The following is a 24,084-nucleotide window of genomic DNA, read 5'->3' as shown; positions in this document are numbered from 1 at the left end:
TATACCCTCGCATTCTGCACACGACGCTGGCCGGAACGCCGGACTGGCGTATTCGCGTATCAGCAGCGACACTCATTGCACGAAAAGAAGAGGGATCCGACATGCTCTGGAAAAAAGGCCGACGCAGCGACAACGTAGTCGATGCGCGCGATGGCGGCAGCAGTGGCGGTGGTGGCGGTGGCATGCGCATCGGCGGCAAAGGGCTGGGTATCGGCGGCATCGTGATCATCGTCGCCATCGGCCTGCTGACCGGCCAGGATCCGATGCAGATTCTCGGGCAACTGACCGGTCAAGTGACCGAGCAGAGCGCCCCGCCCAGCGCGCAAACGCGTGAAGCGCCGCCGGCCAACGACCAGCAGGCGGAATTCGTGCGCAGCATCCTTGGCGATACCGAAGACACCTGGCGCGCCGTATTCGCCCAGAACGGTCGCGAATACAAGGACCCTACGCTGGTGCTGTTCAGCGGCCAGGTCAACTCCGCCTGCGGTCGCGCCACGTCGGCAACCGGTCCGTTCTATTGCCCGGCTGACCAACAGGTCTATCTGGACATGGAGTTCTTCCGTGAAATGGCTCAGCGCTTTTCCGCCGCTGGCGACTTCGCTCAGGCTTACGTGATCGCTCATGAAGTCGGGCACCATGTGCAGACCCTGCTGGGCATTTCCGCCAAGGTCGACAAGGCTCGCCAGGCCGGACAGAAAATGGAAGGTGCCAACGGTTTACTGGTCCGCCAGGAGCTGCAAGCGGACTGCTTTGCCGGTGTTTGGGCCTACAACGCACAAAATCGTTTGAACTGGCTCGAGCCGGGTGATATTGAAGAAGCATTGAACGCGGCCAACGCTATCGGCGATGATCGCTTGCAACAGCAAAGCAGTGGTCGAGTCGCCCCAGACTCCTTCACTCACGGCACGTCTGCACAGCGTGTACGCTGGTTCAAGGCAGGCTTTGCCCAAGGTCAAATCAATCAATGCGATACATTCGCCGCCAAGAGTCTCTGAGCACATGATTAAACCGCTTCTGGTCCTGTTGTTGAGCACTGCCTTCGTGAGCCTCGGGGCGCATGCCGAGGATCAAGCGGTCAATTCCATCAGCCCGGATCGCCTCGCCATCAATGGTGCCGAGGCGACCCTCGGGTTGAGCCAGGAGTGGGTACATCCCAAGCCGAAGATCGAACGCGTGGTGATCGTCCTCCACGGTCGCCTGCGCAATGCGCAAACCTACCTGCGCAGCATCGAACGGGCGGCCAACCAGTCCCGAGAGCGCGGCAAGACCTTGCTGATCGCCCCGCAATTTCTGGATGAAAGGGATATCGTTGCGCACCACTTGCCTGACTCGATCCTGCGCTGGCGCCAGAACAGCTGGATGGAAGGCGCAACGTCCACCGATCCCAAGCCGGTCAGCTCGTTCCTGGTGCTGGACCACATCCTCAAGCGCCTGAGCGACAGCAAACTGTTCCCTAACCTGAAGGAAATCGTCATTGCCGGGCACTCCGGTGGTGCGCAGGTGGTGCAGCGCTACGCGATGATCGGCGGCAAGGAAGACGCCCTGCTGCAACGTGAAGGGGTGAAGCTGCGTTACGTGATCGCCAATCCGTCGTCCTACGCTTACTTCGACGCGGAACGGCCTGAACCGGTAACTGCGCAAAGCTGCCCGAACTTCAACGACTGGAAATACGGCCTCAACAAGATGCCGTTCTACTCGGGCAAGGAAAAGCCGGCTGACATCGAGAAGAATTACGTGAAGCGCGACATCACTTACCTGATGGGCGAGCTGGACACCGACCGCAATCACCCGGCGCTGGACAAGACCTGTGCCGCCGAAGCGCAAGGCGCCTACCGCCTGATTCGTGGGCAGAACTACTTCAACTATCTGCAGAAGCGTCACCCGGAAGGGCTGAACCAGCGTCTGGTGATCGTGCCGAAAGTCGGCCACAACGGCGACGGGATCTTCACCTCACCGCAAGGCCAGGCGGTGCTGTTCAAGCCGTTTTGAGTGATCTGGATATAACTATCGTCCCCACGCTCCGCGTTCAGCGCTACATACAAGGTTTAGACCGCCTGGAATAAAGGGCTTCCAGGCTTCTGCCTGAAGGGCGTAGGAGCGAACCGGGCGACGCTTAGTTCGTTCGCAAAGACGGTGTTTCAGTCGATGCATTTTCGGCGCTTATACAGCCCCCTTCGCGAACAAGTTCGCTCCTACGGCCTTCGGCCAGAATCAAAAGCAGACTTGTGGATAACGATGAGCGCTCCGCATTGGCACGATAAGCAGCTCAGATCACCCCAGCATCCCGCGCAGCTCTGCGCAATCCTGCGCATGCCAGTCAGTGAGCTCTGGCCATGGGTTGTCCTTCAGGTTGACCAGAATGGTCTTGGCGCCCGCCGCACGGCCGCAGTTCAGGTCATGCATGTAGTCGCCGATCATGACCATCTGCTCCGGCTCGACACTCCAGCGAGTGGCCAGTTGCAGTAAGCCTGCCGGGTCCGGTTTGGGAGTCGCCTCGTCGCGGCCCAGTACATCCTCGACGGCAAAGCAGTCATCCAGGCCGATGGCCTTCAAGGTGATATAGGCCAGCTCCTGAGCGTTGCGGGTGAGTATGCCCAGCTGATAACCGCGCGCTGACAATTCACGAACCAGCTCGACCGCACCCTCGGCAGGCTGCGAAGCCAGCGCCAGCTCGCGTTCATGCTCCAGCAGCCAGGCGTGCTTGGCCGCCGATTCCTCAGCGGGCAGCGCAGCAAGATGCCCAAGAATGTCGTCGTCCTGGGGGATGCCCAATTCACGTTTGATGGCCGGAAAGTCGTGGATAGGGACGGTCAAGGTACCGTCCATGTCGAATACCCAGTGCCGTATACCTTCGAGTGTCATGCCCAATCCTTACGATGGCGGATCAGCCCTTCCTGACTGACCGATGCGACCAGTTGCCCGTCGCGGTTGAAGATACTGCCGCGCGAGAAGCCGCGCGAGTTGCCTGCCCAGGGGCTGTCCATTGCGTAGAGCAGCCAGTCATCGGTGCGCAGGTCGTTGTGGAACCACAGCGAATGGTCAAGGCTGGCAACCTGCATGTCGCGCTGCCAGACGGTTTTGCCGTGTGGCAGCAATGAGGTGGTCAGCAAGTTGAAGTCAGAGGCGTAGGCGAGCATGTAACGATGCAGCGCCTGCACGTCCGAGAGGCTGCCATCGGCGCGGAACCACACGTATTTCACGGGCTCGCCAGGCTTGGGATCGTAGGGATCCTCGGAGGTCACCGGGCGGAACTGGATCGGCTTGGGGCGCAGAAACTTGTCGTGCATCGCTTCAGGAATCAGGTGCGCGCGGCGGGTCAGCAACTCCAGCTCGGACGGCAGGTCTTCCGGGCCGACAATCTGCGGCATCGTCGCCTGGTGCTCGAAGCCCTCTTCGTCGTACTGGAACGAAGCGCTGCAGGTAAAAATCGGCTTGCCCTTCTGAATGGCAGTGACGTGGCGCGTGCTGAAACTGCCGCCGTCACGTACGCGGTCCACCTGATAGACCACCGGCAAACCGGCATCGCCGGGACGCAGGAAGTAGCCGTGCAGCGAGTGAACATGACGGTCCTCTTCGACCGTCTGACTGGCGGCGGACAGCGACTGACCCAGCACCTGACCACCAAACAATTGGCGAAAGCCCAGATCCTGGCTATGCCCGCGGAACAGGTTTTCTTCAATGGCTTCCAGCGTCAGCAACTCAACCAGATCATCCAGCACTTGGCTCATTCTCATTCCTCTCGTACATCGACTTTGCACTGGTACGGCAACAGCAGTCGCTGCATTTTCCGACAGGCCTCGGGCCCATCCCACTGGAACGGAATGATACAGACTTAAGATGGTTGGCTTAATTCAATCTGCACCCTGATCAAGGCTTCAGCGTCTTGAGCCACTGCTCATGGCTGATCCGGTACAGCACGTGCGGCTTGAGCGGGTGGCCGTCCTCAAGGTTCGGGTGATCGAAACTGCCGGACTCATCCTGCTGCATACCGATTGCCTGCATCACCTTTTGTGACGGCTGATTATTGACCGCCGTGAACGACACGATCTCCTTCAGCTCCAGGCGCTCGAAACCACAGCCCAGCGCGGTCCAGGCCGCCTCGCTGGCAAAGCCCAGGCCCCAGTGGTCATAAGCCAGGCGCCAGCCGATCTCCACGGCCGGTGTAAAAGGCGCCTTGAAACCCACCACATGCAGCCCGGTAAAACCGATGAACTCGCCGGTGTCCTTGCGCTCCAGCGCCCAGAGCCCGAAACCCAGTTCGGCAAAATGACCCCGCAGCCGCCCGATCATGGCAGCACTTTCAAGGTGGCTCAGGGGCTTCGGAAAATAGCGCATGACGCGAGGGTCCGCACTCATCCGGGCGAACGCCGGCAAGTCATCGTCACGCCATTGCCGCATCCGCAGTCGGGCGCTATCAAGCTTGAGTATCGGTTCCATCGATTCTCCCGTGTCACGAGACATTAATGGGCTTCAGTGCAGCCGTCCGCTGCGCCACACAACTGGGCGTGCGGATACTTTACTGGCACTATCGGGCTTCGGCCCTTCAACGGACGCAAAATGTCCCTACCGCTTATCTACCACGAAGACTACAGCCCGGAATTCCCGGCGGATCATCGCTTCCCGATGGACAAGTTTCGTTTGTTGCGCGATTACTTGATCGACAGCGGCCTGACCAGTGACGTTCAATTAATGCGTCCCGAGTTGTGCCCGGCGGACATTCTGGCGCTGGCTCATGACCCTTCCTACATCAGCCGCTACCTTAGCGGTGATCTGTCGCGCGAAGACCAGCGGCGTCTCGGACTGCCGTGGAGCGAGGCTCTGGCACGCCGAACCATCCGTGCGGTAGGCGGCTCGCTGCTGACGGCCGAACAGGCTCTCAAGCATGGCCTGGCCTGCCATCTGGCGGGCGGCACCCACCATGCGCACTATGACTACCCGGCGGGTTTCTGCATTTTCAATGACCTGGCGGTGATCAGTCAGTACCTGCTGCAAAGCGGCCGCGTGGACAAGGTCCTGATCTTTGACTGCGATGTGCATCAAGGTGACGGCACGGCGCGCATTCTGGCCGATACCGAGGATGCCATTACCGTGTCGCTGCACTGCGAAAAGAACTTCCCGGCACGCAAGGCGCAGAGCGACTGGGACATCCCGCTGCCAATGGGCATGGGCGACGCCGACTACCTGAACGTGGTCGACGACCTGCTGAACTACCTGCTGCCGTTCTACAAGCCGGACCTGGTGCTGTACGACGCAGGCGTGGATGTCCACAAGGATGATGCGCTGGGCTATCTGCAGCTCACCGACCAGGGGCTGGCCAATCGCGACGAAGCGGTGCTGCGTCACTGCCTGAGTCGCGACATTCCGGTCATGGGCGTGATCGGCGGTGGTTACAGTAAGGACCGCCAGGCACTCGCAAGGCGCCACGGGATCCTCCATCACAGTGCGCAACGGGTCTGGAACGACATGGGTCTGTGACCCTGCGCGGGACTTCGCGTCAGTCGCAGGCCATGACGTGCGCCACACCTTGAAAGAGCGCTCGGGTAGAATGCCCCACCCCTCTGCTATCGATATTTCGCTGACCATGACCGACCTCGCCCCCTCCGCTTCCCGAACCGTCGCCATCATCGGAGGCGGCCCTGCGGGGTTGATGGCAGCAGAAGTGTTGAGCCAGGCCGGACTGAGGGTCGATCTGTACGACGCCATGCCGTCGGTCGGGCGCAAGTTTCTGCTCGCCGGGGTGGGCGGTATGAATATCACCCACTCAGAGCCCTACCCGGCTTTTCTGGCGCGCTATGCCGAACGTTCGCCGATGATCGCACCGCTGTTGCGCGGCTTTGACGCTGATGCGCTGTGCCAGTGGATTCATGCACTAGGCATCGAGACCTTTGTCGGCAGCTCGGGGCGCGTGTTTCCCACAGACATGAAAGCCGCCCCCCTGCTACGCGCCTGGCTCAAGCGGCTGCGTGACGCGGGTGTCACGATTCACACGCGGCATCGCTGGTCGGGCTGGAACGCTGATGGCAGCCTGCGCATTACTCATGCTGACGGTGAACTGGCGATCAAACCTACAGCCACGTTGCTGGCGCTGGGCGGCGCCAGTTGGGCGCGGCTGGGTTCGGACGGGGCCTGGCTGCCATGGCTGCAGGCAAGGCAGGTCGAGGTTGCGCCTTTGCAGGCCGCCAACTGTGGTTTCGAGGTAAACGCCTGGAGCGACCTGCTGCGCGACAAGTTTGCCGGTGCGCCACTGAAAAATATCGCGATGGGCCTGCATGGCCATGCCCTGCGTCTGGGCGAATGTGTGCTGACCGCGACGGGTGTGGAAGGTAGCCTGGTGTATGCGCTGTCGGCGCAGATTCGTGAACAGATCAACCTTCACGGTTCAGCGGTTGTGGATATCGATCTGCTGCCCGGCAAAGCGCTGACAGACATTCAAAAAGCCCTGAGCAAACCCCGCGGCTCACGTTCGATGTCCAAGCATCTGCACAGCCAGTTGGGGCTGGACGGCGCCAAGGCAGCGCTGTTGCGCGAGCTTGCGCCTCGTGAAGCGTTTGCCGATCCGCAGCTGTTGAGCGAGGCCATCAAGGCGCTGCCACTGCCCCTGATCAAACCGCGCCCCATTGATGAGGCCATCAGCACCGCAGGCGGCGTTACCTTCGAGGCCATGGACGAACGTCTGATGCTCAGGCAACTGCCCGGCGTATTCTGCGCCGGTGAAATGATCGACTGGGAAGCGCCGACCGGCGGCTACCTGCTGACCGCCTGCTTCGCCAGCGGCCGCGCTGCAGGGTTGGGGATGGTCGAGTGGCTGCAATCGCGCTGATCATGATCGTCGCCACGCTCCGCGTTGAATGCGCACTGCGCTTCAAGGCTTCTTCTTGCGCGGACCCGTGTTGAAGACCGGTACTTTACGCACCGGTTTGACCACCGGCGCAGGCTCGGACTCGCCGCTGTCGACCCATTTGCCCAGGTTGCGCTTGCTGCCCGACACCTTGGGTTTTTTCGGTTTCTTGGGCTTTTTCAGGATCTGGCCGCTGGCATCCGTACTCGGCACGCGATGCTCCGGTTCGAAATCCTGCTCTTCCTTGCGCTCCAGGGTCTGGCGGGTCAGCACTTCGATGGCTGACAGCAACTCAACCTCATCGGCACACACCAGCGAAATCGCCTCCCCCGTCAGCCCTGCACGGCCGGTGCGGCCAATACGGTGGATGTAATCCTCGGCCACGATCGGCAGGTCCAGGTTGACCACGGTCGGCAGGTCATCGATGTCCAGACCGCGCGCCGCCACGTCGGTGGCCACCAGAATCTTCACTTCATTGCTCTTGAAGCGGTCCAGCGCACGCTGGCGAGTGGCCTGCGGCTTGTCGCCGTGAATGCCGTCGGCGTTCATGCCCAACCCCTGCAAGCGATCCACCAGTTGATCGACGCCAACCCGGGTCTTGGCGAACACCAGCACCTGGCCCCAGCGATGCTTCTTCATCAGATGGATGAACAGATCCGCCTTGCGTTTCTTGTCGACGGTCACGACCCATTGCTTGACCGACGACGCCGCGACATTGCGCGGGCTGACTTCGATGGTCAGCGGGTCATTGAGCATCTGCGCGGCTAGCAGACGAATCTCGTCGGAGAACGTTGCGGAGAACAGCAGCGTCTGGCGCTGCTTGGGCAACACCGCATAGATACCGCGCAATTCCTCGGCAAAACCCAGGTCGAGCATACGGTCAGCTTCATCGAGGATCAGCGTCTGCAACTGGGAGAACTTGACCGCGTTCTGGCGGTGCAGATCGAGCAAGCGGCCTGGGGTCGCGACCAGCACGTCCACGCCCCTGCGCAGCTTCATCATCTGCGGGTTGATGCTCACGCCGCCGTAAGCCGCGTAGGTGGTCAGCGGCAGATGCTCGGCGTACTGACGAATGCTTTCATGAACCTGATCGGCCAGCTCGCGGGTCGGCGCCAGCACCAGCGCGCGAATCGAATTGGGCGCGACTTTCGGGCCTTCCATGGTTAGCCGTTGCAGCAGCGGCAGGGCAAAACCTGCGGTCTTGCCGGTGCCGGTCTGCGCAGCAGCCATCAGATCGCGGCCCGCCAGTACCGGAGGAATTGCCTGAGTCTGTACAGGCGTCGGAGTCTGGTAACCGAGCGCTTCGAGTGCGCGCAGCAAGGGTTCGATCAGGCCGAGAGAGGCGAATGTCATGGAAATACCGTAGGAAAGATTCAACGCAAGGCGCGCAGTTTAACCTGTCCGGCGCGCCTCGGTTAGCTTGTGCGTGTCGATACGGCCTCTTGCGGCGGCGACCGGCGCCATTGCGGCAGGCCAATCAGCACCACGGCACTGATGATCACCACCATGGCCATGCACTCTTCGACACCAATCGTTTCGCCAGCGAACACCACGCCAAGCATCACTGCCACGGCCGGATTGACGTAGGCGTAGCTGGTCGCCGCTGCCGGGCGCACGTTCTTGAGCAGGTACATATAAGCGCTGAACGCGACGATAGAGCCGAACACCACCAGATACAGCAGCGCGCCCCAGCCCGCCGCCGTCGGCATATGCGTTAGACGCTCGCCACTCAAGGCACTGCCGATCAGCAGCGTCGCTCCCGCCGTGATCATTTCCGCCGCACTGGCCATCGGCCCCTTCGGCAACGGCAGGTGCTTGCTCAGCACCGAACCAAACGCCCAGGCGGCGGCGGCAAAGATCACCACGGCGGCGCCATAAGGGCTGGCCTGCAAATTGGAGCCGAGGTTCAACAGGCCGATGCCGATCAGGCCCAGCACGATGCCTGCCCATTCAAGGTTAGTGGTGCGATTGCCCCAGAACAGCCCGAACAGCAGGGTAAACAGCGGCATGGTCGCCACCGCCAGCGCTGCCACACCTGACGCAACGCCTGCGTGTTCGGCCAGGGTCACACCGCCGTTACCGCAGGCCAGCAGCAGGAAGCCAATCACGAACGCGGCTTTCCACTCAGCCCAGGTCGGCGCCGGCACGCCGCGAAACCTTAAAAAGCCGTACATCAGGCAACCAGCAATCAGAAAGCGCACACCGGCCATCATCAACGGCGGCCATGATTCCACGCCGATGCGGATCACCAGATAGGTAGAACCCCAGATCAGGTACAAGGCCAGAAAGGCGCCGATGAGCAAGGGCGAAACTCGAACGGATTGAGGCATGGCTAGGCTCTGGGATCATTGTTATGGTTGACCTATTGTATGAAGGCCGAAGTCGGATATTAAGCAGACAAACCTGTTTAAAACGCGCTGAAACTTACGATTCAATGCTTGTCAGGCCTGCTTTCCTTTTATTTTAAAACCGCCCATCGCTCGGTACGAGGCACGCCATGACCCTGGATAAATACGATCGGATTCTGCTCGATGAGCTGCTGAAAAATGGCCGGGCGTCTTTTGCGCAGCTGGCGAAACTGGTCAACCTGTCCGCGCCCGCGGTGGCCGAGCGGGTCGCCAAGCTGGAAGCCAGTGGCGTGATTACCGGTTACGAGGCCAAGGTCGATCTGTCGAAAGTCGGCCTGCCGATTCAATGCATCATCGAATTGCGCATGGGCAGCCATGGCAATCAGCAGGCCTATAAGGACCTGTGGAAAGTCCCCGAACTGATCCAGTGTTATCGGGTGACGGGCGACCCGTGTGTGATCATGCGCGCGGCGGTCGATTCGATGCCGCACCTGGAAGACCTGATCAACCGCATCGCCAAATTTGGCTTCAGTAAGACGTCAATCGTGCTGTCGACGGCAGTGGAGCGCAGCCTGCCGGCCGATTACTTGATCAGCAACGGCAAACAGGAGCACTGACAGTTCAGACGCCGCGCTGGCGCTTCAGCGTTTCGCTGATCTTGGCGGCGGGGACTTTCTGCAGGGAACACAGCATCTTGTGAGAAATGGCAGAGATGCCGTGGGTCTGGCGCAATTCGTTGGTCAGGTACGCCGTCAGGTTGGCCGCCATTTCCGCATCGGCCATCGCCCGGTGAGCCTTGCCGGTGTCGGGCAGGCGCGCATAGCGGGTCAACGTGCCGAGCTTGTGGTTCGGTGCGCCGGGCATCAGCCGTCGGGCCAGCAGCAGCGAACAGGCAAAGCTCTGTTCGCGCGTGCGCTCGATACGCGACAACTCGTAATCCCAGAACTTCTGGTCAAACGAGGCGTTGTGCGCCACCAGCGGTGTCGAACCGACAAAATCCGCCACATCGCCCATCACCCGCTCGGCGCTGGGGGCGGTACGAATCATGTTGTTGCTGATGCCGGTCAACCCTTCGATGAACGCAGGAATACGCACGCCCGCATTCATCAGACTCTGAAAGCGCTCGACGATACGCCCCTGCTCCATGATCACCACCGCAATCTCGGTCGCCCGGCAGCTATGGCCTGGGGAGATGCCGGTGGTTTCAAAGTCGATGACTGCAATACGTTCCAACACTGGCCTGGCCCTGTAAATTCATTTCAACAACAACGCGCCTTCGATCGGCACGTAACGGCTGGCGGCGCGGATCAACGAGTTCGCGGTCAGCCCCGGCACGCCGTAGGCGACCGCCTCGACCCCATGCTTGCTGATCACGCGTTCGAGCAACATGTCAAAATCGCCATCACCCGACGCCAGCACGACTTCGTCCACTTGCGGCGCGAAATCCATGATATCGATGGTGATGCCGACATCCCAGTCCCCTTTGGCCGAACCGTCGCTACGCTGGATGTAGGGCTTGAGCCTGACCGTGAACCCCAGATTGCGCAGGATCTGCTGGAACTGCTGTTGCTTGCTGTCGCCACGATCGATGGCGTACGCAAACGCGTGAACGATCTCGCCGCGCTTGCTGATATCCGCCCACAAGGCGGCGTAATTGAAATGACAGCCATGCGCCTGGCGCACGGTGTAATACAGGTTCTGCACGTCGGCGAACACCGCGATCTTCTTCACCGCAATTCCTCATGGCGGGCAACATGCCCACGGGTTACAGCGATCCGGAACGTGAATCGGCGCCCAGTATGCCAGTTTGAGGAAGGAATTGAGGTCGACACAGCGATTATCGTTCCCGCGCTCCAGCGCTCATTGTCATACACAAATCTTTAAGAGCCCGGAAAACGTGACTTTCGAGCTTCTGCCCGCAGGGCGTAGGAGCGAACTTGTTCGCGAGACGGTGTTTCAGACGATGTATTTTCGACGGTTATAAAGCCCCCTTCGCGAGCAAGCGAAGCGTAGCCCGGCTCGCTCCCACGGCTTGCGGCCAGAATCAAGAGCAGACTTGCGTATAACGATGAGCGCAGAGTCCAGGCACGATCAGCGACCTTGCGGGCACCTATCGCTCCTCACGCTCCAGCGTGGGAGCATGAAGAACGACCGTCACATCCTCAAACGAACGAATCATCGTCCGAGAAACTGTCGCCACCATCGTCGAAACTGTCGTCAGCCGTGTACTGCTGATCCGGCTGTCCCCAACCGCCCTGGTCATTGGACAAGCCGGTGTCCTGAGCCTGTGGCGCGTCGTGAATGACTTCGACGATCTCCTGCGGCTGGCTGTGGTGGCTGAACATGCTGCTGATACCTTCTGCCAGCAACACACCGCCCGCGACACCGGCCGCAGTCTTCAGCGCACCGCCAAGAAAGCCACTGCCGGCAGCCGGAGCCGGCGCGGCATAACCGCCCTGCGGCGCTGCGGGCGCAGGTGCAGGATTGAAACCACCACCATCACGCCAGCCGCCACTGGAAGGCTGGCTCGGTTGCGGCTGCGATGCGCGCGGGGCGCTGCTGCCAAAGATACTCGACAAAAACCCGCCACTCGCTGGCGCGGATGAGGCTTGCCCCTTGGCCTGCTGGAGCTCGGCCTGCAACTGCTGAATCTGCTCGTCGCGCTGTTTTACCTGCTGATTGAGCTGATTGACCGCCGCTTCCTGCACCAGAATCGCCTGCGTCATGTAATACGGCGCAGCGGGCTGACGGGTCAGATGCTCCTTGATACGCGCCTCGGCCGCAGCATCTCGCGGGGCGGATGCCGTTTCAGCGTCTTTCAGTTTCGAGAAAAGACCGTCAATCAGGGTTTGCTCTTCGCTGTTCATGACCACCTCACTGAGTTGCCACTGGAATTCTTCCCTGCCGCAATGGCAGGACCATGTGCAGAAAATGGGGCCTCATCGACGCGCTTCAATGACATGAAGAAAAAGATAACAAGGCGTGCGCCGAAAACCACTGCGCTTGGTTCGACAGGGGCCATGGGCTAAAGTGTGCGCCTGCTTTTAGCCTGCGATCTATCTCCATGAACCCGTTGAACATCATCCAGGATTCGCTTTATTTCTTTCGGCGCAATCTCGGCAGCATCGCGCTGCTGTGCCTGCCTGTCGTGATCCTTGAAGTGCTGGCCAAACAAGCGCTGGGCAACGCCATGTCCGCCGACACGTCACCTGCCTACGCATTGGTGATCGGGCTGTTTTTCTACCCTGTCTATACGGCCGCGCTGATCCTGTTTCTCGACGCACGCAGCCGTGGCGAGGACGTACACACCCGCGATGTACTGGCCATGGCCGTGCGCCTGTGGCCGACCTTCGCCGTGCTCTCGGCCATGAGCACCCTGCTGATCATGTTCGGCCTTTCACTGTTCGTCGTACCCGGCATCTGGGTGATGATCAAACTGGCGTTCAGCGAATACCTGCTGGTTCTGCGCAAACTCACGCCGTTCATGGCCATGCGCGAAAGCATGCAGATGACCACCGGACACTTCACGCGCATTCTGGTGTGTGTCCTGAGCGTCTATATTCCCCTGTGGCTGCTCGAGGGCGCCAGCCTGTACCTGTTTCCGGAACCGCAAAGCGCAGCGGTTTCCGTAATCACCGACAGCATCGGCAGCTTCCTGCAGCTGTTCACCACCATCGTGACGTTCCGCCTGTTCATGCTGATCAGCGAGCCCGCGCACCGCGCCTGAAGCAAAGGCTGACGTCAGGCGCGTCGATTCGGTATGCTCAATACAGAATCCCTCACTGAGCGCCAGGCGCTCCAAGTCGAGCCGATGCCCCGTTTACTGCTACGTCTGACCCTGTACGGCTTGCTGCTGGTCGCCGTATTGCTGTTACTGGTTTTCCAACTGACCTGGCGTCCTCCAGCCCGTGAATTACTCACGGCCAGCTGCAACCCTGCGGTCGAGGCACCGAAACTGGTGCCGGGGCAAGCGCTGAAAGTCATGACCTGGAACATCCAGTACCTGGCGGGTAAACGCTATGTATTCTGGTACGACATGGCCGACGGCAGCGGCCCGGATGAACGCCCGACCCATGAAGACCTTGCCTACAATCTGGATGAAGTGGCGCGGGTCATCCGTGACGAACAGCCCGACATCGTGCTGCTGCAAGGCGTCGACGATGGCGCCAAGAACTCCGACTATCAGGATCAGCTGGCGCTGATCAAGGAACGTGTCGCGGACCTCTACCCATGCAGCACGCAGGCGTTCTACTGGAAGGCAGAGTTCGTACCCAACCCGCATATCTGGGGCAGCGTCGGCAGAAAACTGGCGACCCTCAGCCGCTTCCACATCGACAGCGCCGAACGTATACAACTGCCGGTGCCCGACGCCAACATCATCAGCCGTCAGTTTCAGCCAAAGGATGCCTTGCTGGTCAGCTACCTGCCCTTGCGTGACGGCGGCAAACTGGCCGTCATCAATACCAGCCTGACCACCGCCAGACACGCCGGCGACACCGCACAAAAACAGGTCGCGGCCACAGAAACACAGCTGGACAAGCTGGAAAGCGGCGGCACGCCCTGGCTGATCGGCGGCGACTTCAACCTGCTGCCGCTGGGCCAATACCAGCGCCTCCCCGAGCAACAGCGCCTTGGCTACGCCGCCGACAGCGAACTGCACGAGCTATGGGACAAATACCCGATGATCCCCGACAACGCCGAATCCAGCGGCATCGACCGCAGCAAATGGCTGACGCACTTCCCCAACGACAGCCGCATCAACGGGCCGGACCGGACGGTGGATTATCTGTTCTACAGCCCGAGCCTGAAGCGGGTCAGTGCGCGGGTTCGGCGGGATGATACGTTGCTGATATCTGATCATTTGCCGGTGATTGGGCGGTTTTTGTTGCCGGTGGTGCCTTGAAAGGGCAAAGCGCACTCAGGCGTCAAGGGTGCTCAACATCCGTCCTCAGCATCGCGTCGAGTGCTCGCTGAAGCTTCGATGCGCGCTCCGCGCATGGTGCCGCCTTCATGCTCATTGTCCGCAAATATGGGCTCGTAACCTTTTCCGGTGAACGTAAAGAATTTCGTTTTCCCATCAGCCTTCAACTGGGCCAGGGCTGCGCTTACCAACGGGAGAGACCGATCGTCAGGCTCAAGCGCGCGGTCATATCCATCAAACTCGATGCCCATAAAGTCCGACTATCCGCATCATCCGTGTAACAGCGCGCGACGAGGGACAAGGTGCCTTCTGTGAAGTAGTACATATCGTACTCATAGTAATAGTCGTAGAGTCCGTCCTTATCCTGCTCACTGGCGTCGATATGGTGATACCGCTCCATGAGGATTGAACCCGGGCCCTGGGATGTCCACTGGGGTTTGAGCTCGCGTTTACGGTTGTCATCCCGTGAGAAGATGGTTTTCATCCAGCGCTTGATAAGGGATTTGAAAACAAATCTGGCAGTGTTCAATATCTTTCCCTGGTTACCCGATTGCTCGGCGACTTTCCGCGATCGATTCTTGAGTATTCGCGTGGTTGAAAATACCGGAGCCAAGCGAAAATGGCAGCCCTATAGCCCTCGATAAGCTGGCGAGTCACCGAGCATCTGAATGTCGTCCTTCAGCAGCCGACAGGGTCAAAACAGTTTGAACCGTTTCTGAGCGCGCTCGCCTAATGATTAGCCCATGGATACTTCCATGGGCGACGTGCCAATACCGGCATACACCAAAGGGTGATCAACATGGCTAAAGACGACAAGAAAAGTAAAGGCGAAGCCTCGAAAGCCAGCAAGGACCTGAAAGACAAGAAGGCATCACCGGCCAAGAAATCTGAAGCGGCCTCGACGCTTTCCAAGTCTTCCGAAAAGAAAGACAAGAAAAAAGACGCCGAGCCAAAGAAAGCAGCCAAAAAAGCGGATAGCAAGCCAGAAAAGGCCAAGAAATCAGACAAGGTTGAAAAGGCTGAAAAGCCGGCTAAAAAGAAAAAGTGACATCTGCTGCCTGCCAGGGCTTTGCGCCCTGGCGTTCTCTGGGTCACTGTCTCGCTTGCAAGCTAAGTGACCAGAATAAAGAGGTTCTCCCTCTAGAGATCAACTCAACGTTGCACGCCCTGAATTTTCTCAAGACGCATTTCATAACCTTGACCTGGCTGCGTGACCGTCTCTGTTTCAACGGTCTGCACAACACGGCCCGATGCATCCTTGGTCACTGCGATGCTTTTGCTGTAAGCGGTTTGAACGCAGCCCGAGATAGAGATGACTGCCAGCAACAACAAAGCGAAGTTAGTTTTCATTATGGATTCCTGTCCATTGGTTGAGTGGCGGGCAGCTTAACCGGATAGATAGCCTCTTGCCGTCATTTTTGCGCTTTTGCTTTATAAAGTCCGCTGGAAAAGCCGAGCTCCTAATTAGCCTGACGCAGTTCAACGTGATCGGTTGGCAGAGCTTGACGGCTTAGCCTCTCGGTCTACTGGATTACGAGCCATTGCTCCCGGACCTCACGTCCCCCTCAGTTTCACCCGCGCCCTCGCCTCCGCCACCAACGGATCATCCGGCCAGTAATGCTTTCTATCACCTAGCACCTGCGACATTGACAGCGTTGTAGCTTCTAAATTAGTGGACTTCTGGCGTTTTCGTCAGCAACACCGTTGACTGTCAATCTCGCTATGGAGGATTGACATTTTGAGAGGATATTTTTTGAGAGGATGACACCCTCGGCAAGATCTGCCCATAACAAAGCGAAACGGCCCTAACAAGGCGGGCCGTTTGCTTGGGACCGTCACGTAGCGTTAGAGGGTTGAAGCAACAACTGTATGCACGACACCGCACCTATTAGATCCGTGCAAACCCATACTCAAGTCTTCGCACATATCAATCGAAATGTTCCGAGCATTCGCAAACCATCCTTTCTTCTAGCCAGATAGAGCTCATTCAGCTCAACAGAGCCATAGTCTCTCACGGACTGAAATCCTATACTCTGAAGCTCATGTTCAATGACAGCGGGGTCAAGCCATGTTTTCCATGGCTCACCCAGTTGCCCGATCAAACTCACAAGATGATCGCCTATGGCATTTTCAATGGGATCGAGCAACGTAGGGGTGACGCCGTAATCGAAAATTACGCCGCTTCCTTTTGGCAGCGACGCGACAAACGTTAGTGTGTCAAGTATCGCTTCTTGGGATATGTATATCGTCACGCCTAACCAAGAAAAAAATGCAGGTTGATCTGCGCGAAAACCGGCTTTCTGCAGCTCTTCGGCTAAGGTGTTACTTTCAAAATCAACCGCCACGAACGTCAATGAGTCAGGTACTTTTATGGACGCTTCTTTAAGGAGACTTCTCTTCCATTCTTGGGTAGATGGATGGTCCACTTCAAATACATGAAGGCCCTCTTCAAGATAAGTATTCCTGAGAGCGAATGTATCAAGGCCGGCACCTAAAACGACATATTGTTTCACTCCGGAGTGTACAAATTTTTTGAGTTCATCTTCAGCTAATCGACTACGAGTAACCACGACAGCACGTATGCCTCGCGCATGGAGATCGTTGGATTGGAATGGATACTGTCGCAGGTCGGTTGCCGCCTGCTCGCCAAGAATCGGCAAGGCCAACGGGTCGTTGAATATGATGGGTTCATCCAGCAGCTGATGAGCGGCCCGGAGTTCGGCAACCTGAAAAGCAGTTCGACTTGGAATACCCGTATTAATAACGTTTTTCTGTGAAGTGAGCATCATAGCTTTCCTGTACCGTACTATGGGCCAACTAATATTTTCTGCATGATTATCCTTCACGTTTTACACCATCAATAGTTGTTGGTCTGCTATAGCTGGTTTTTTCGATCGACACTTGCAATTTGGCTTGCAACGTCCAGATTCCGCTTTAAGGACCTTTCGTGACCTGACTCCGCTGTTCTTGCACGCCCACCGGTACTTCGCCCTTGAAGGTCACCCGGCGTACGATGCGCTCTTGGGTTCCTTAATCATCCAGCGCGTAATGCTGGGTGGCGCGGTTATCCCAGATCGCTACGTCACCGCTATGCCAGCGCCAGCGCACAGTATTTTCCAGCCGTGGGACGTGACTCTGCAGCAGGCTGAACAGGTGGGGGGGTAATGTTGTTCGATTAAGGCTATAGCTGGCATATTCAGGCAGCAAATGACTTAAATTCACTCTCGATGCATTTGATTCAGCCTACGCAAAAAGATAGAGGGTGCCGTTCTATGCTGTCGGCACTGCGGATGACCGAGGAAGGCTCGATGGAGTTACGATGCCACTGTCGGCAACGTCAGCATGAAAAAGCGCAAAAAGGGTCAAGAAAAATGCCAGTATTTCTTGACCCTTATCTGATGAGGGCTTGATGTCAATAAATTTTACTTACGAACGGGACAGTCGCTGACGAATTTGCGCAACCAACGCGTCAAGCGTCCCTCTTTCATTGGTCTCCACGCGTTTGCTGAGCAGCAACTCTTCGGCGCTGAGCGGGTCACGATTGGCCTGCTGCCCTTCGATGACGGTCAGGGTGGCGTCGGACAGATCGTTCTTGTCTGTCTGACGTTGTGCCAGCCAAGCGGCGATCACGGCCTGTGGCGCATTGCAGTCGAGGATCAGGAACGGTGCGCCGGTGGCCTCAGCGATTTTCGCCGCAGCGTCGCGTTGTTCACGCTTGAGGAAGGTCGCATCCAGTACCACCGGGAAACCAGCGCGCAGTACGGTGTCGGCGATCTCGTTCAAGCGCGCGTAGGTGGCGGCGCTGGCATCTGCCGCGTAGATCCCTGCCTGCGGCTTGTTCTCGACATGCTGCTCGCCGAACAGGCGCTTGCGCTCTACATCCGAACGTAGGCGAATTGCACCCAGTGCTTCTACCAGGCGCATGGCCACGTGGCTTTTGCCGACGGCTGACACGCCGTGAGTGATGGCCAGGAAAAGCGAGAGGGTAGTGCTGTAGCTTTCTGCCAGGTTGGCGTAGTTGCGGTATTGGCGCAGGGTGGTTGCGCGCTGCACCGCGTCTGCCTCGGAAGGCATGCTGAACAGTGCAACCTTGGCGCGTACCAGGGCGCGGTAGGCTTTATAGAAGTTCAGCAGCTCCAGGCCTTGGTAGTCGCCGGTAAGTTCCAGGTACTGGCTGATAAAGCGCCGCGCCAGGCTTTTGAGGCCACGGTCTTCCAGGTCCATCGCCAGGAAACCGGTGTCGGCATACACGTCGGTGAAGCGGAATGGCTCGTTGAACTCGATGCAGTCAAAGATCACCACATGGCCATCAATCATAGTGGCGTTGCCCAGGTGAATATCACCGTGGCATTCGCGGATGAAACCATTGAGCTTGCGTTGTTCAAACAGTGGCTTGAGGCGCTCGAAGCTGCTTTCGGCCCAGGCCTGCAAGGCTTCCAGTTGTGCCAGGTCAGCCTTGTCGCTGAGGAAAGGGCGGATCTGCTCGAAGTTCTGCAGCACCGGCACCATGACGTCGTGTGGCGTGCCGGCGGTGTGTGTGGCCGGCACTTTCGGGGCATTCAGGTGAAAGTGCGCGATCTGCCTGGCCAGTTCATCGATGTGCGCGCTGGTCAGTTCGCCGTTGGCTTGCAAGGTGCTGAGCAGCTGGCTTTGTGGGAACTGGCGCATTTTCAGCACGTAGTCGACTAACGGGCCGTCGCCGCCCAATTGCGGTGCTTCTGCGCTGCCGGTGATTGGCAACACTTCAAGATATAAATTATCGGTCAGGCGCTGGTTGAGGCGCAGCTCTTCATTGCAAAAGTGGCTGCGGGCTTCCAGGGTGGTGAAATCGAGGAAGCCGAAATTCACCGGCTTCTTCATTTTATAAGCGTAGTTACCCGTAAGCAGGACCCAGGAAATATGGGTCTCGATGACGTGGAACTGATCCACCGGATGGGGGAACAGGGCCGGATTTTGCAGGGCAGCAATCAGGGACTGGCTCACGTGTGATCCTTCGGAGTTTGGGGAAATTCATGGAGGGTATGATTGCTGCTACAGACGGTTGTGCAAACCGCTGTCCAGCTCATATTGGTCATCAATAGTATTAGCTCAGCAGGCTGGAAACACCTGAATATAATATAGCGCAAGAAAACATCATCAATACCGATGGTGATGCTTTAAGTATTACCTGCCTTGGGCCCCCTCCTTCTTGCGAATGGAGATTGACAAAAGTTCCGACGCTCAGCCAAAAAAGGGATGCCAGCAACATAACCCCAGAAAAGACCAGCATTTCCTGAGCAATTAAAAGCGGATCGTCGATAAGCGTAACGGAAAAGATGATCGAAGACACAATAAATGCTTTCGGATTAAACAGCGTAGCAATAAATATATTAAATCCCAAAATAGTTTCGGTCGCTTTTAAAAAGTCACCTGAAAGCTTCCACGTCTTGCAAGACATGTAAGATATATAGCCCGCACAGAACACCTTCATGAAAAACAGACAAACTGTATTGCCCGAGACATATTCGATCAGAATGGAATAGAAGGTGATCGCAATCACGTAGCCGGAAAGCTCGAACAGCGGTAAACCAGCAGACTTCAAAAACCCCTTGGACACGCCGGCCGCCAGCAATAACGTATTCGTCGGTCCCGGAACAAATAACAGTACAGCAGACTCAATCGCCACCTTCAGTAGTTCATGCATATCACACCCTTGCACAACAGCAACATTTCACTCGACAAAAAATCATTGAATACCTGGTCACTCACCGCGCGCCCCGCAACTCGACCCCGTCCGCGCGCGTACGTCCCCAAGGCATAAACACGCGGTCATAAAGCTTTTTCAGGCATGGTACTTAACGATGCATGCCCCCCAAAAAAACATGCCAAAACTCAGGCAAAAGGCCAAATCACCATCATCCATCGGGGTCCCAGTCAGATTCAACAAACTATCAATCGTAAAAACATGCGCTTTCGGAGGCAGCGTTGGCAGCCTGAGTTTTGAGGCGTCGCCGCCGACCTCCATAATGTACATTTTGGACAAGTGCATAATAAAGTTATTGGTTATGAAGTGGCTTATAGCACTTTTATCAAAATCAACTTTCAAAAAAATATCCCTAGACAGCGTATGAATTGCGGTCAAGGCGAGCCGCAACGCATCAATATTTTTCTGTTCAGCATAAGCCTTAGTGACTCGGTGGTCGGTGGCCTCCGACCGCGCGATAACCTCGTAGCAGTTTCTGGTTTTTTCGCAGGTCACCAGACAAACTGCTACCCCGTCACTTAAAATCGCCGTTCCAGGATAATGCCGCTCCTCGTCAGTCATCAGCTTTTCTGCGAATACCAACAAAACCTTACTGTCTGGGCGCTCCTGCAGGATCTGCCCACAAAAACGCAAGGCATGAACGAAATTACCGCACTCCCCCGCAGACAAGGCATACAACGTCGCCTTATGAATGCCGATATTCGCTGCCAACTTCGAGAGGTAGACACTCAGGCCAACGACCTTGTCAATGAATTTGGTTGAGCTGATATAGACAATATCGGTCACTTCCTCTCGAACGACATGGCTCTCATCCAGGACCTTCGCGGCTACCTTTTCGCACACAGCATAAACGTCACGACTTTCATTTACATAATATTCAAAGCCGCCCGCCCGAAAGGCCTTAAGCTCATCAGGACTAATGCAAGATGACAAGCTATCAATTGACTTCGACTCGCCGAAATCAAACACGACGTTAGAAATAAACAGATTGGTCATACCGGCATTCCCTGGCAATTAAATATATACAAAAAAGAGACAGTCCAACTACTCAAAGCCCTGGCAGCCTATACGCCATTCAAAAGAGCCGAGCTTAACTCAGCCAACGAGGGCTGTTTATTGACGAACTGAACCTTGAGCCATTCGGAAATGGCCAGATAGTTGGACGGTAGCAACCTGCATAGCGTTGGCCTTTGATCATCCGACAGCCAACCATGGGCGTTACCCGCACGCTGGCGAATCGCTGGATCATTAGTGATGTACGTCTTGGCTCGCCCACCAAAATGGATCGTCTTAGGATCTGGGAGATCCACTATAAAGGCGTCGCTTGCGGAAAAAAGGGTCTGCCTGATCAGTCCAGGCAAAAAAGACTCGCCTATCAGCACGTTCAACTCACTGCTGACAAAAAAATCTATTTGACTGAGCGTCCCTTGAGTGAAGTCGTTCGGGGCCGACAGCGCGCCTTCGATGCCAATCTTTATATCCAGTTCAGGGTGTTCAACCCTCAACCGGTTAATGCCCATCAATGCCTCCAGGTCATGCTCTTCATTATTGAGAATAATGGCATCACAGGCAGCGATGTTTTTCGCAAACTCAAACTGAGCAGCATCAATTCGCCCTTGCAGGTGCAAACGCTCAAGAACACCTTGCGGTAGCTTCTGGTAAAAGCCCTGAACACAGCGAGGATCATCCACGCGGATAAACAACTTGTTCTTTTGTGGGGTACTACTAAAACGCCCTTGGTAGGCCGAAATAACCCGGTAGTAGACCAGTTCAGTCGTCATACCGTAGACGCCGGTCAGGGCGACAGCGTTCAACTGATGCGCCAGAACTTTTGAAAACAGAACCTTATCGTTTTCACTGTGGGTAATAGCCACCCCCACACACCCGGAGTCATTGGATCTTTTGGCGCCCAATCTCGAAAGAATGCTGTCCAGGCTACCGGAATCAATCGCCTCAGCGGTCCAAGGAACTGCCTGAAAAGCTAGATGTCCGCACGCCTGTGCACGCTCTATAAAAGAATAATCCAGATTATCTTCCGAGAGCGTCAGGACATGAGGGTAAGCCAGGCCAAAATAACTAGAAAACTCATCCCCCCGGCTCCAGCGACTTTTGAAAGCCTTACCCAACCCGTCTTTCGCAGGCTGCCGGGCAACCTTGCTTTCCACGCTTTCTGTGCTGCCTGGCACTTGGCGAATGACTTTCTCACCCAAGATTAATGGCGAGCATTTATTTCGGATCTTTGTTGTCAGTTTGGTGAGCACATCACCAGGACCGATCTCTACGTACTCGTCGACCTCCAACCCCATCAAGTAACGAACGCTGTCCAACCACTGCACTGGGCTGTACAGTTGCTTCACCAGTTGGTTCTTCAGCATTTCATGCTGATGGGGCAAACCGGTGACGTTACTGATCACCGTTTTATTCATCGGTCGAAACGTCAAAGGCTCGAGAAACCGCTCAAAATCTTGTGCTATCGGCTGCATGTAGCGCGAATGAAAAGGTGCCCCCACCGGAATAGGAATGTAGGTGCCCGCCAGCGAGTTGATAATGCCTTCAAACGCCTCCAGCGCTTGATGCGGCCCTGCAATCACCAACTGATCCGGAGAGTTGATGTTTGCAATATCAATGCTGGTAATGCCGTTATCGTTGAGCAGTTGCTGCAGATCCTGAGCTTTATAATTCAGGATCACGGCCATGGAACCGGCATTCGCGGAAGACATCAATTCCCCGCGGTGCTTGACGATGCGCAGTCCCGTTTCAAAGTCAAAGACATCCGCGGCGAACAGCGCCGCATATTCTCCCAGGCTGTGCCCGGCCAGGAACTCGATCACCACCTCGTTATCTTCCCGATAGGCGAGGTACTGCAATGCACACACGGTATACAGCGCAGGTTGCGTGTACTGTGTTTTGTTCAACTGCTTCTGTGGGTCTTCCAGGCACAGCTGCTCAATGGAATACCCCAGAATATCACTGGCGATTTCAGTCTGCCGACGGAAACGTTCGAACAATTCACGCCCCATGCCCACTCGCTGTGAGGCCTGTCCCGGAAAAACAAGGGCAGTGTTCTTTGCTGGATTATTGCCGACCACGCTTGTTCGAGTCTTTTCCATAGAATGATTTACCAAGGTAGTGTCTTGAGGCCCGGGTTGAGCGATAGCGCTTTCGCTATACGCCTTTGCAAGGCGCTTTAGGGTCAGCACGCCGGCCTGGTATTGAGTCGTGTCGTTACTCATCAACGACATCAGCGTCAGGCTCACAGGGACCTGCTTTGCCCTGAACGCACCCAGATGCTGTTTGACAAATCCATGCAACGATCCGGAAGGACTAAGATCAACATACACAGGCGTCGCGCCTGTGGCGCTTGCCTCTATCAAGTCGATGGTGTCTGCAAAGTTGATGGGGGACTCAACGATCCCCCAAAAGTGCTCGGCGTCAATCACACGACACCGCGCAACCGTTGCACAGGAGTAAAAAGGCAGCGTGAATGCCCCGGTTGTGTACTTTTTTATCGACGCTAAAGAAGCCGCTTTTAACGGGCGTATGGCAGGCGAATGAAAGGCGTAGTCCACAGCGATCCGCTGATATAAAAAAGCTCGTTGCTGGCAGCTCTTTTCCAACGCATCAATCACCCACGTATCTCCCGAAAAGGTGACGTGTCGTGAGTGATGCACACCCGCAACAGCAACTTCAGGAAACTCGGCGAGCAGTGCGTCCCTTTCATCCGGGGTAATCAATGCCGACAGCATGCCGCCTTTCGGCAACTTGCCTTGTCCTGCAAACTGCTCGATCAATATGGCTTGATCACAGATTGCAGCCAATAAATCCGTATCCGAAATGGCACCGGCGACACAAGCGGCAATGAACTCCCCCAAACTCGTGCCGATCACCGAGTCAGCGGTGATCCCTTCAGCAGCGAGGGTTGAGACCAGTGCCAGTTGCACCATCACGATGCTCGGATGAGTGAACGTGATAGAGGAGAAGTCATCGCTGCGAGACTTGTCTTTACGATAAATCTCCGCGATTACCGATTTACCCAGTATGCGTTGGCCTATCAGATCCAGCCGCAGCATGGCTTCACGAAACGTTGAATGCGTCAGGAATAGATGGCTCGCCATCTGATAGTAATGACACCCCTGCCCGCCGAACATAAATATCCTGTGCAAGGGATAGACCATCCCCTGGTTCAGCGGCGAGGCGGTGTCTCTGGCGAGCGCATCGGTCCTGACATTCATTG

General features: G+C 56.8%; 22 protein-coding genes and 2 pseudogenes. 8 read left to right on the top strand and 16 right to left on the bottom strand.

Features of this window, described 5'->3' with window-relative positions; translation table 11 throughout:
* The first annotated feature begins 101 nt into the window (after positions 1 to 101).
* Both JOE34_RS10385 and JOE34_RS10380 read left to right on the top strand, forming a co-directional pair.
* On the top strand, positions 102 to 995 hold the full coding sequence (locus JOE34_RS10385) for a neutral zinc metallopeptidase (protein WP_003313827.1): 894 nt from the start codon (positions 102 to 104) through the stop codon (positions 993 to 995).
* Positions 996 to 999: 4 nt separating this feature from the next.
* Entirely contained in the window at positions 1,000 to 1,989 is a 990-nt protein-coding gene (locus tag JOE34_RS10380) for a hypothetical protein (RefSeq protein WP_003313828.1), read from the top strand.
* Positions 1,990 to 2,271: 282 nt separating this feature from the next.
* Here the strand turns inward: JOE34_RS10380 and JOE34_RS10375 are convergent, their stop codons facing one another.
* The 3 genes from JOE34_RS10375 to JOE34_RS10365 all read right to left on the bottom strand — a co-directional run bounded on the left by JOE34_RS10375 (position 2,272) and on the right by JOE34_RS10365 (position 4,437).
* Positions 2,272 to 2,862: an HAD family hydrolase gene (locus JOE34_RS10375; RefSeq protein ID WP_003313829.1), complete on the bottom strand. Its 591-nt coding sequence runs from the start codon at positions 2,860 to 2,862 to the stop codon at positions 2,272 to 2,274.
* Positions 2,859 to 3,728, bottom strand: a complete 870-nt coding sequence (gene tesB / locus JOE34_RS10370) for an acyl-CoA thioesterase II (protein ID WP_003313830.1) — start codon at positions 3,726 to 3,728, stop codon at positions 2,859 to 2,861. Before tesB ends, JOE34_RS10375 begins: the two co-directional genes overlap by 4 nt.
* Before the next feature lie 139 nt (positions 3,729 to 3,867).
* Positions 3,868 to 4,437, bottom strand: a complete 570-nt coding sequence (locus JOE34_RS10365) for a GNAT family N-acetyltransferase (protein ID WP_003313831.1) — start codon at positions 4,435 to 4,437, stop codon at positions 3,868 to 3,870.
* A gap of 120 nt (positions 4,438 to 4,557) precedes the next feature.
* Between JOE34_RS10365 and JOE34_RS10360 the strand changes: the two genes are divergently transcribed.
* Both JOE34_RS10360 and JOE34_RS10355 read left to right on the top strand, forming a co-directional pair.
* Complete coding sequence (locus tag JOE34_RS10360) at positions 4,558 to 5,475, top strand: histone deacetylase (RefSeq protein ID WP_003313832.1); 918 nt, start codon at positions 4,558 to 4,560, stop codon at positions 5,473 to 5,475.
* Between the two features lie 106 nt (positions 5,476 to 5,581).
* A complete protein-coding gene (locus tag JOE34_RS10355; RefSeq protein WP_209996851.1) occupies positions 5,582 to 6,820 on the top strand; it encodes a TIGR03862 family flavoprotein in 1,239 nt (412 codons plus the stop codon).
* 42 nt (positions 6,821 to 6,862) lie between these two features.
* Here the strand turns inward: JOE34_RS10355 and JOE34_RS10350 are convergent, their stop codons facing one another.
* Together JOE34_RS10350 and yedA are read right to left on the bottom strand one after the other, a co-directional pair.
* Entirely contained in the window at positions 6,863 to 8,191 is a 1,329-nt protein-coding gene (locus JOE34_RS10350) for a DEAD/DEAH box helicase (RefSeq protein WP_003340788.1), read from the bottom strand.
* Positions 8,192 to 8,253: 62 nt separating this feature from the next.
* A complete protein-coding gene (yedA, locus tag JOE34_RS10345) occupies positions 8,254 to 9,168 on the bottom strand; it encodes a drug/metabolite exporter YedA (RefSeq protein ID WP_003419122.1) in 915 nt (304 codons plus the stop codon).
* A gap of 167 nt (positions 9,169 to 9,335) precedes the next feature.
* Here yedA and JOE34_RS10340 point away from each other — a divergent pair, with 167 nt between their 5' ends.
* Positions 9,336 to 9,803 (top strand): Lrp/AsnC family transcriptional regulator, encoded by a 468-nt coding sequence (locus JOE34_RS10340; protein ID WP_003313835.1) that lies wholly within the window; start codon positions 9,336 to 9,338, stop codon positions 9,801 to 9,803.
* A gap of 4 nt (positions 9,804 to 9,807) precedes the next feature.
* Here JOE34_RS10340 and JOE34_RS10335 read toward each other — a convergent pair whose 3' ends face one another.
* The 3 genes from JOE34_RS10335 to JOE34_RS10325 all read right to left on the bottom strand — a co-directional run bounded on the left by JOE34_RS10335 (position 9,808) and on the right by JOE34_RS10325 (position 12,053).
* Positions 9,808 to 10,419: a 3'-5' exonuclease gene (locus JOE34_RS10335; RefSeq protein WP_003392086.1), complete on the bottom strand. Its 612-nt coding sequence runs from the start codon at positions 10,417 to 10,419 to the stop codon at positions 9,808 to 9,810.
* A 21-nt stretch (positions 10,420 to 10,440) separates the two neighbouring features.
* A complete protein-coding gene (locus tag JOE34_RS10330) occupies positions 10,441 to 10,917 on the bottom strand; it encodes an NYN domain-containing protein (RefSeq protein ID WP_002555259.1) in 477 nt (158 codons plus the stop codon).
* Positions 10,918 to 11,348: 431 nt separating this feature from the next.
* Positions 11,349 to 12,053: a DUF2076 domain-containing protein gene (locus JOE34_RS10325; protein WP_003424658.1), complete on the bottom strand. Its 705-nt coding sequence runs from the start codon at positions 12,051 to 12,053 to the stop codon at positions 11,349 to 11,351.
* Between the two features lie 197 nt (positions 12,054 to 12,250).
* Between JOE34_RS10325 and JOE34_RS10320 the strand changes: the two genes are divergently transcribed.
* Together JOE34_RS10320 and JOE34_RS10315 are read left to right on the top strand one after the other, a co-directional pair.
* Positions 12,251 to 12,913 carry a YciC family protein gene (locus JOE34_RS10320; RefSeq protein ID WP_010418287.1) on the top strand — a complete coding sequence of 221 codons (663 nt, stop codon included), beginning with the start codon at positions 12,251 to 12,253 and terminating at the stop codon, positions 12,911 to 12,913.
* Positions 12,914 to 12,946: 33 nt separating this feature from the next.
* The gene (locus JOE34_RS10315) at positions 12,947 to 14,089 is read left to right on the top strand and encodes an endonuclease/exonuclease/phosphatase family protein (protein ID WP_032662634.1); all 1,143 of its coding nucleotides are present in this window, start codon (positions 12,947 to 12,949) and stop codon (positions 14,087 to 14,089) included.
* Between the two features lie 74 nt (positions 14,090 to 14,163).
* On the opposite strand, the pseudogene JOE34_RS10310 reads toward JOE34_RS10315, so the two are convergent.
* Positions 14,164 to 14,591: pseudogene (locus JOE34_RS10310) on the bottom strand (hypothetical protein); the annotation flags it as partial.
* Between the two features lie 306 nt (positions 14,592 to 14,897).
* Here JOE34_RS10310 and JOE34_RS10305 point away from each other — a divergent pair.
* Complete coding sequence (locus JOE34_RS10305) at positions 14,898 to 15,155, top strand: hypothetical protein (RefSeq protein WP_024663132.1); 258 nt, start codon at positions 14,898 to 14,900, stop codon at positions 15,153 to 15,155.
* Between the two features lie 104 nt (positions 15,156 to 15,259).
* Here the strand turns inward: JOE34_RS10305 and JOE34_RS10300 are convergent, their stop codons facing one another.
* From JOE34_RS10300 to fabD, 7 genes and pseudogenes are all read right to left on the bottom strand, one after another.
* Positions 15,260 to 15,457, bottom strand: a complete 198-nt coding sequence (locus JOE34_RS10300; protein ID WP_003313844.1) for a hypothetical protein — start codon at positions 15,455 to 15,457, stop codon at positions 15,260 to 15,262.
* A gap of 560 nt (positions 15,458 to 16,017) precedes the next feature.
* Positions 16,018 to 16,893 (bottom strand): class I SAM-dependent methyltransferase, encoded by an 876-nt coding sequence (locus JOE34_RS10295; protein ID WP_024692295.1) that lies wholly within the window; start codon positions 16,891 to 16,893, stop codon positions 16,018 to 16,020.
* A gap of 148 nt (positions 16,894 to 17,041) precedes the next feature.
* A pseudogene (locus tag JOE34_RS10290) lies at positions 17,042 to 17,263 on the bottom strand (TauD/TfdA family dioxygenase); the annotation flags it as partial.
* 270 nt (positions 17,264 to 17,533) lie between these two features.
* Positions 17,534 to 19,090, bottom strand: a complete 1,557-nt coding sequence (locus JOE34_RS10285; RefSeq protein WP_209995693.1) for a bifunctional aminoglycoside phosphotransferase/ATP-binding protein — start codon at positions 19,088 to 19,090, stop codon at positions 17,534 to 17,536.
* A 100-nt stretch (positions 19,091 to 19,190) separates the two neighbouring features.
* Positions 19,191 to 19,790, bottom strand: a complete 600-nt coding sequence (locus JOE34_RS10280; protein ID WP_209995687.1) for a hypothetical protein — start codon at positions 19,788 to 19,790, stop codon at positions 19,191 to 19,193.
* 138 nt (positions 19,791 to 19,928) lie between these two features.
* Positions 19,929 to 20,846 carry a hypothetical protein gene (locus JOE34_RS10275; RefSeq protein WP_003392075.1) on the bottom strand — a complete coding sequence of 306 codons (918 nt, stop codon included), beginning with the start codon at positions 20,844 to 20,846 and terminating at the stop codon, positions 19,929 to 19,931.
* Positions 20,847 to 20,914: 68 nt separating this feature from the next.
* Positions 20,915 to 24,082, bottom strand: a complete 3,168-nt coding sequence (gene fabD / locus JOE34_RS10270) for an ACP S-malonyltransferase (protein WP_010418254.1) — start codon at positions 24,080 to 24,082, stop codon at positions 20,915 to 20,917.
* Between the last annotated feature and the right edge of the window lie 2 nt (positions 24,083 to 24,084).

The sequence above is a fragment of the Pseudomonas sp. PvP028 genome (assembly GCF_017832255.1).
GTDB classification, from domain to species: Bacteria; Pseudomonadota; Gammaproteobacteria; order Pseudomonadales; family Pseudomonadaceae; genus Aquipseudomonas; species Aquipseudomonas syringae.
The sequence above is the reverse complement of the archived record's forward strand: the minus strand, read 5'-3'. Positions and strand labels throughout refer to the sequence as shown.

Excerpts from the sequence above, each read along its gene's own strand:
- JOE34_RS10385 (WP_003313827.1), top strand. The coding sequence starts at position 102 with ATGCTCTGGAAAAAAGGCCGACGCAGCGACAACGTAGTCGATGCGCGC.
- JOE34_RS10380 (WP_003313828.1), top strand. The coding sequence starts at position 1,000 with ATGATTAAACCGCTTCTGGTCCTGTTGTTGAGCACTGCCTTCGTGAGC.
- JOE34_RS10375 (WP_003313829.1), bottom strand. The coding sequence starts at position 2,862 with ATGACACTCGAAGGTATACGGCACTGGGTATTCGACATGGACGGTACC.
- tesB (WP_003313830.1), bottom strand. The coding sequence starts at position 3,728 with ATGAGCCAAGTGCTGGATGATCTGGTTGAGTTGCTGACGCTGGAAGCC.
- JOE34_RS10365 (WP_003313831.1), bottom strand. The coding sequence starts at position 4,437 with ATGGAACCGATACTCAAGCTTGATAGCGCCCGACTGCGGATGCGGCAA.
- JOE34_RS10360 (WP_003313832.1), top strand. The coding sequence starts at position 4,558 with ATGTCCCTACCGCTTATCTACCACGAAGACTACAGCCCGGAATTCCCG.
- JOE34_RS10355 (WP_209996851.1), top strand. The coding sequence starts at position 5,582 with ATGACCGACCTCGCCCCCTCCGCTTCCCGAACCGTCGCCATCATCGGA.
- JOE34_RS10350 (WP_003340788.1), bottom strand. The coding sequence starts at position 8,191 with ATGACATTCGCCTCTCTCGGCCTGATCGAACCCTTGCTGCGCGCACTC.
- yedA (WP_003419122.1), bottom strand. The coding sequence starts at position 9,168 with ATGCCTCAATCCGTTCGAGTTTCGCCCTTGCTCATCGGCGCCTTTCTG.
- JOE34_RS10340 (WP_003313835.1), top strand. The coding sequence starts at position 9,336 with ATGACCCTGGATAAATACGATCGGATTCTGCTCGATGAGCTGCTGAAA.
- JOE34_RS10325 (WP_003424658.1), bottom strand. The coding sequence starts at position 12,053 with ATGAACAGCGAAGAGCAAACCCTGATTGACGGTCTTTTCTCGAAACTG.
- JOE34_RS10320 (WP_010418287.1), top strand. The coding sequence starts at position 12,251 with ATGAACCCGTTGAACATCATCCAGGATTCGCTTTATTTCTTTCGGCGC.
- JOE34_RS10315 (WP_032662634.1), top strand. The coding sequence starts at position 12,947 with ATGCTCAATACAGAATCCCTCACTGAGCGCCAGGCGCTCCAAGTCGAG.
- JOE34_RS10300 (WP_003313844.1), bottom strand. The coding sequence starts at position 15,457 with ATGAAAACTAACTTCGCTTTGTTGTTGCTGGCAGTCATCTCTATCTCG.
- JOE34_RS10295 (WP_024692295.1), bottom strand. The coding sequence starts at position 16,893 with ATGCTCACTTCACAGAAAAACGTTATTAATACGGGTATTCCAAGTCGA.
- JOE34_RS10280 (WP_209995687.1), bottom strand. The coding sequence starts at position 19,790 with ATGCATGAACTACTGAAGGTGGCGATTGAGTCTGCTGTACTGTTATTT.
- JOE34_RS10275 (WP_003392075.1), bottom strand. The coding sequence starts at position 20,846 with ATGACCAATCTGTTTATTTCTAACGTCGTGTTTGATTTCGGCGAGTCG.
- fabD (WP_010418254.1), bottom strand. The coding sequence starts at position 24,082 with ATGAATGTCAGGACCGATGCGCTCGCCAGAGACACCGCCTCGCCGCTG.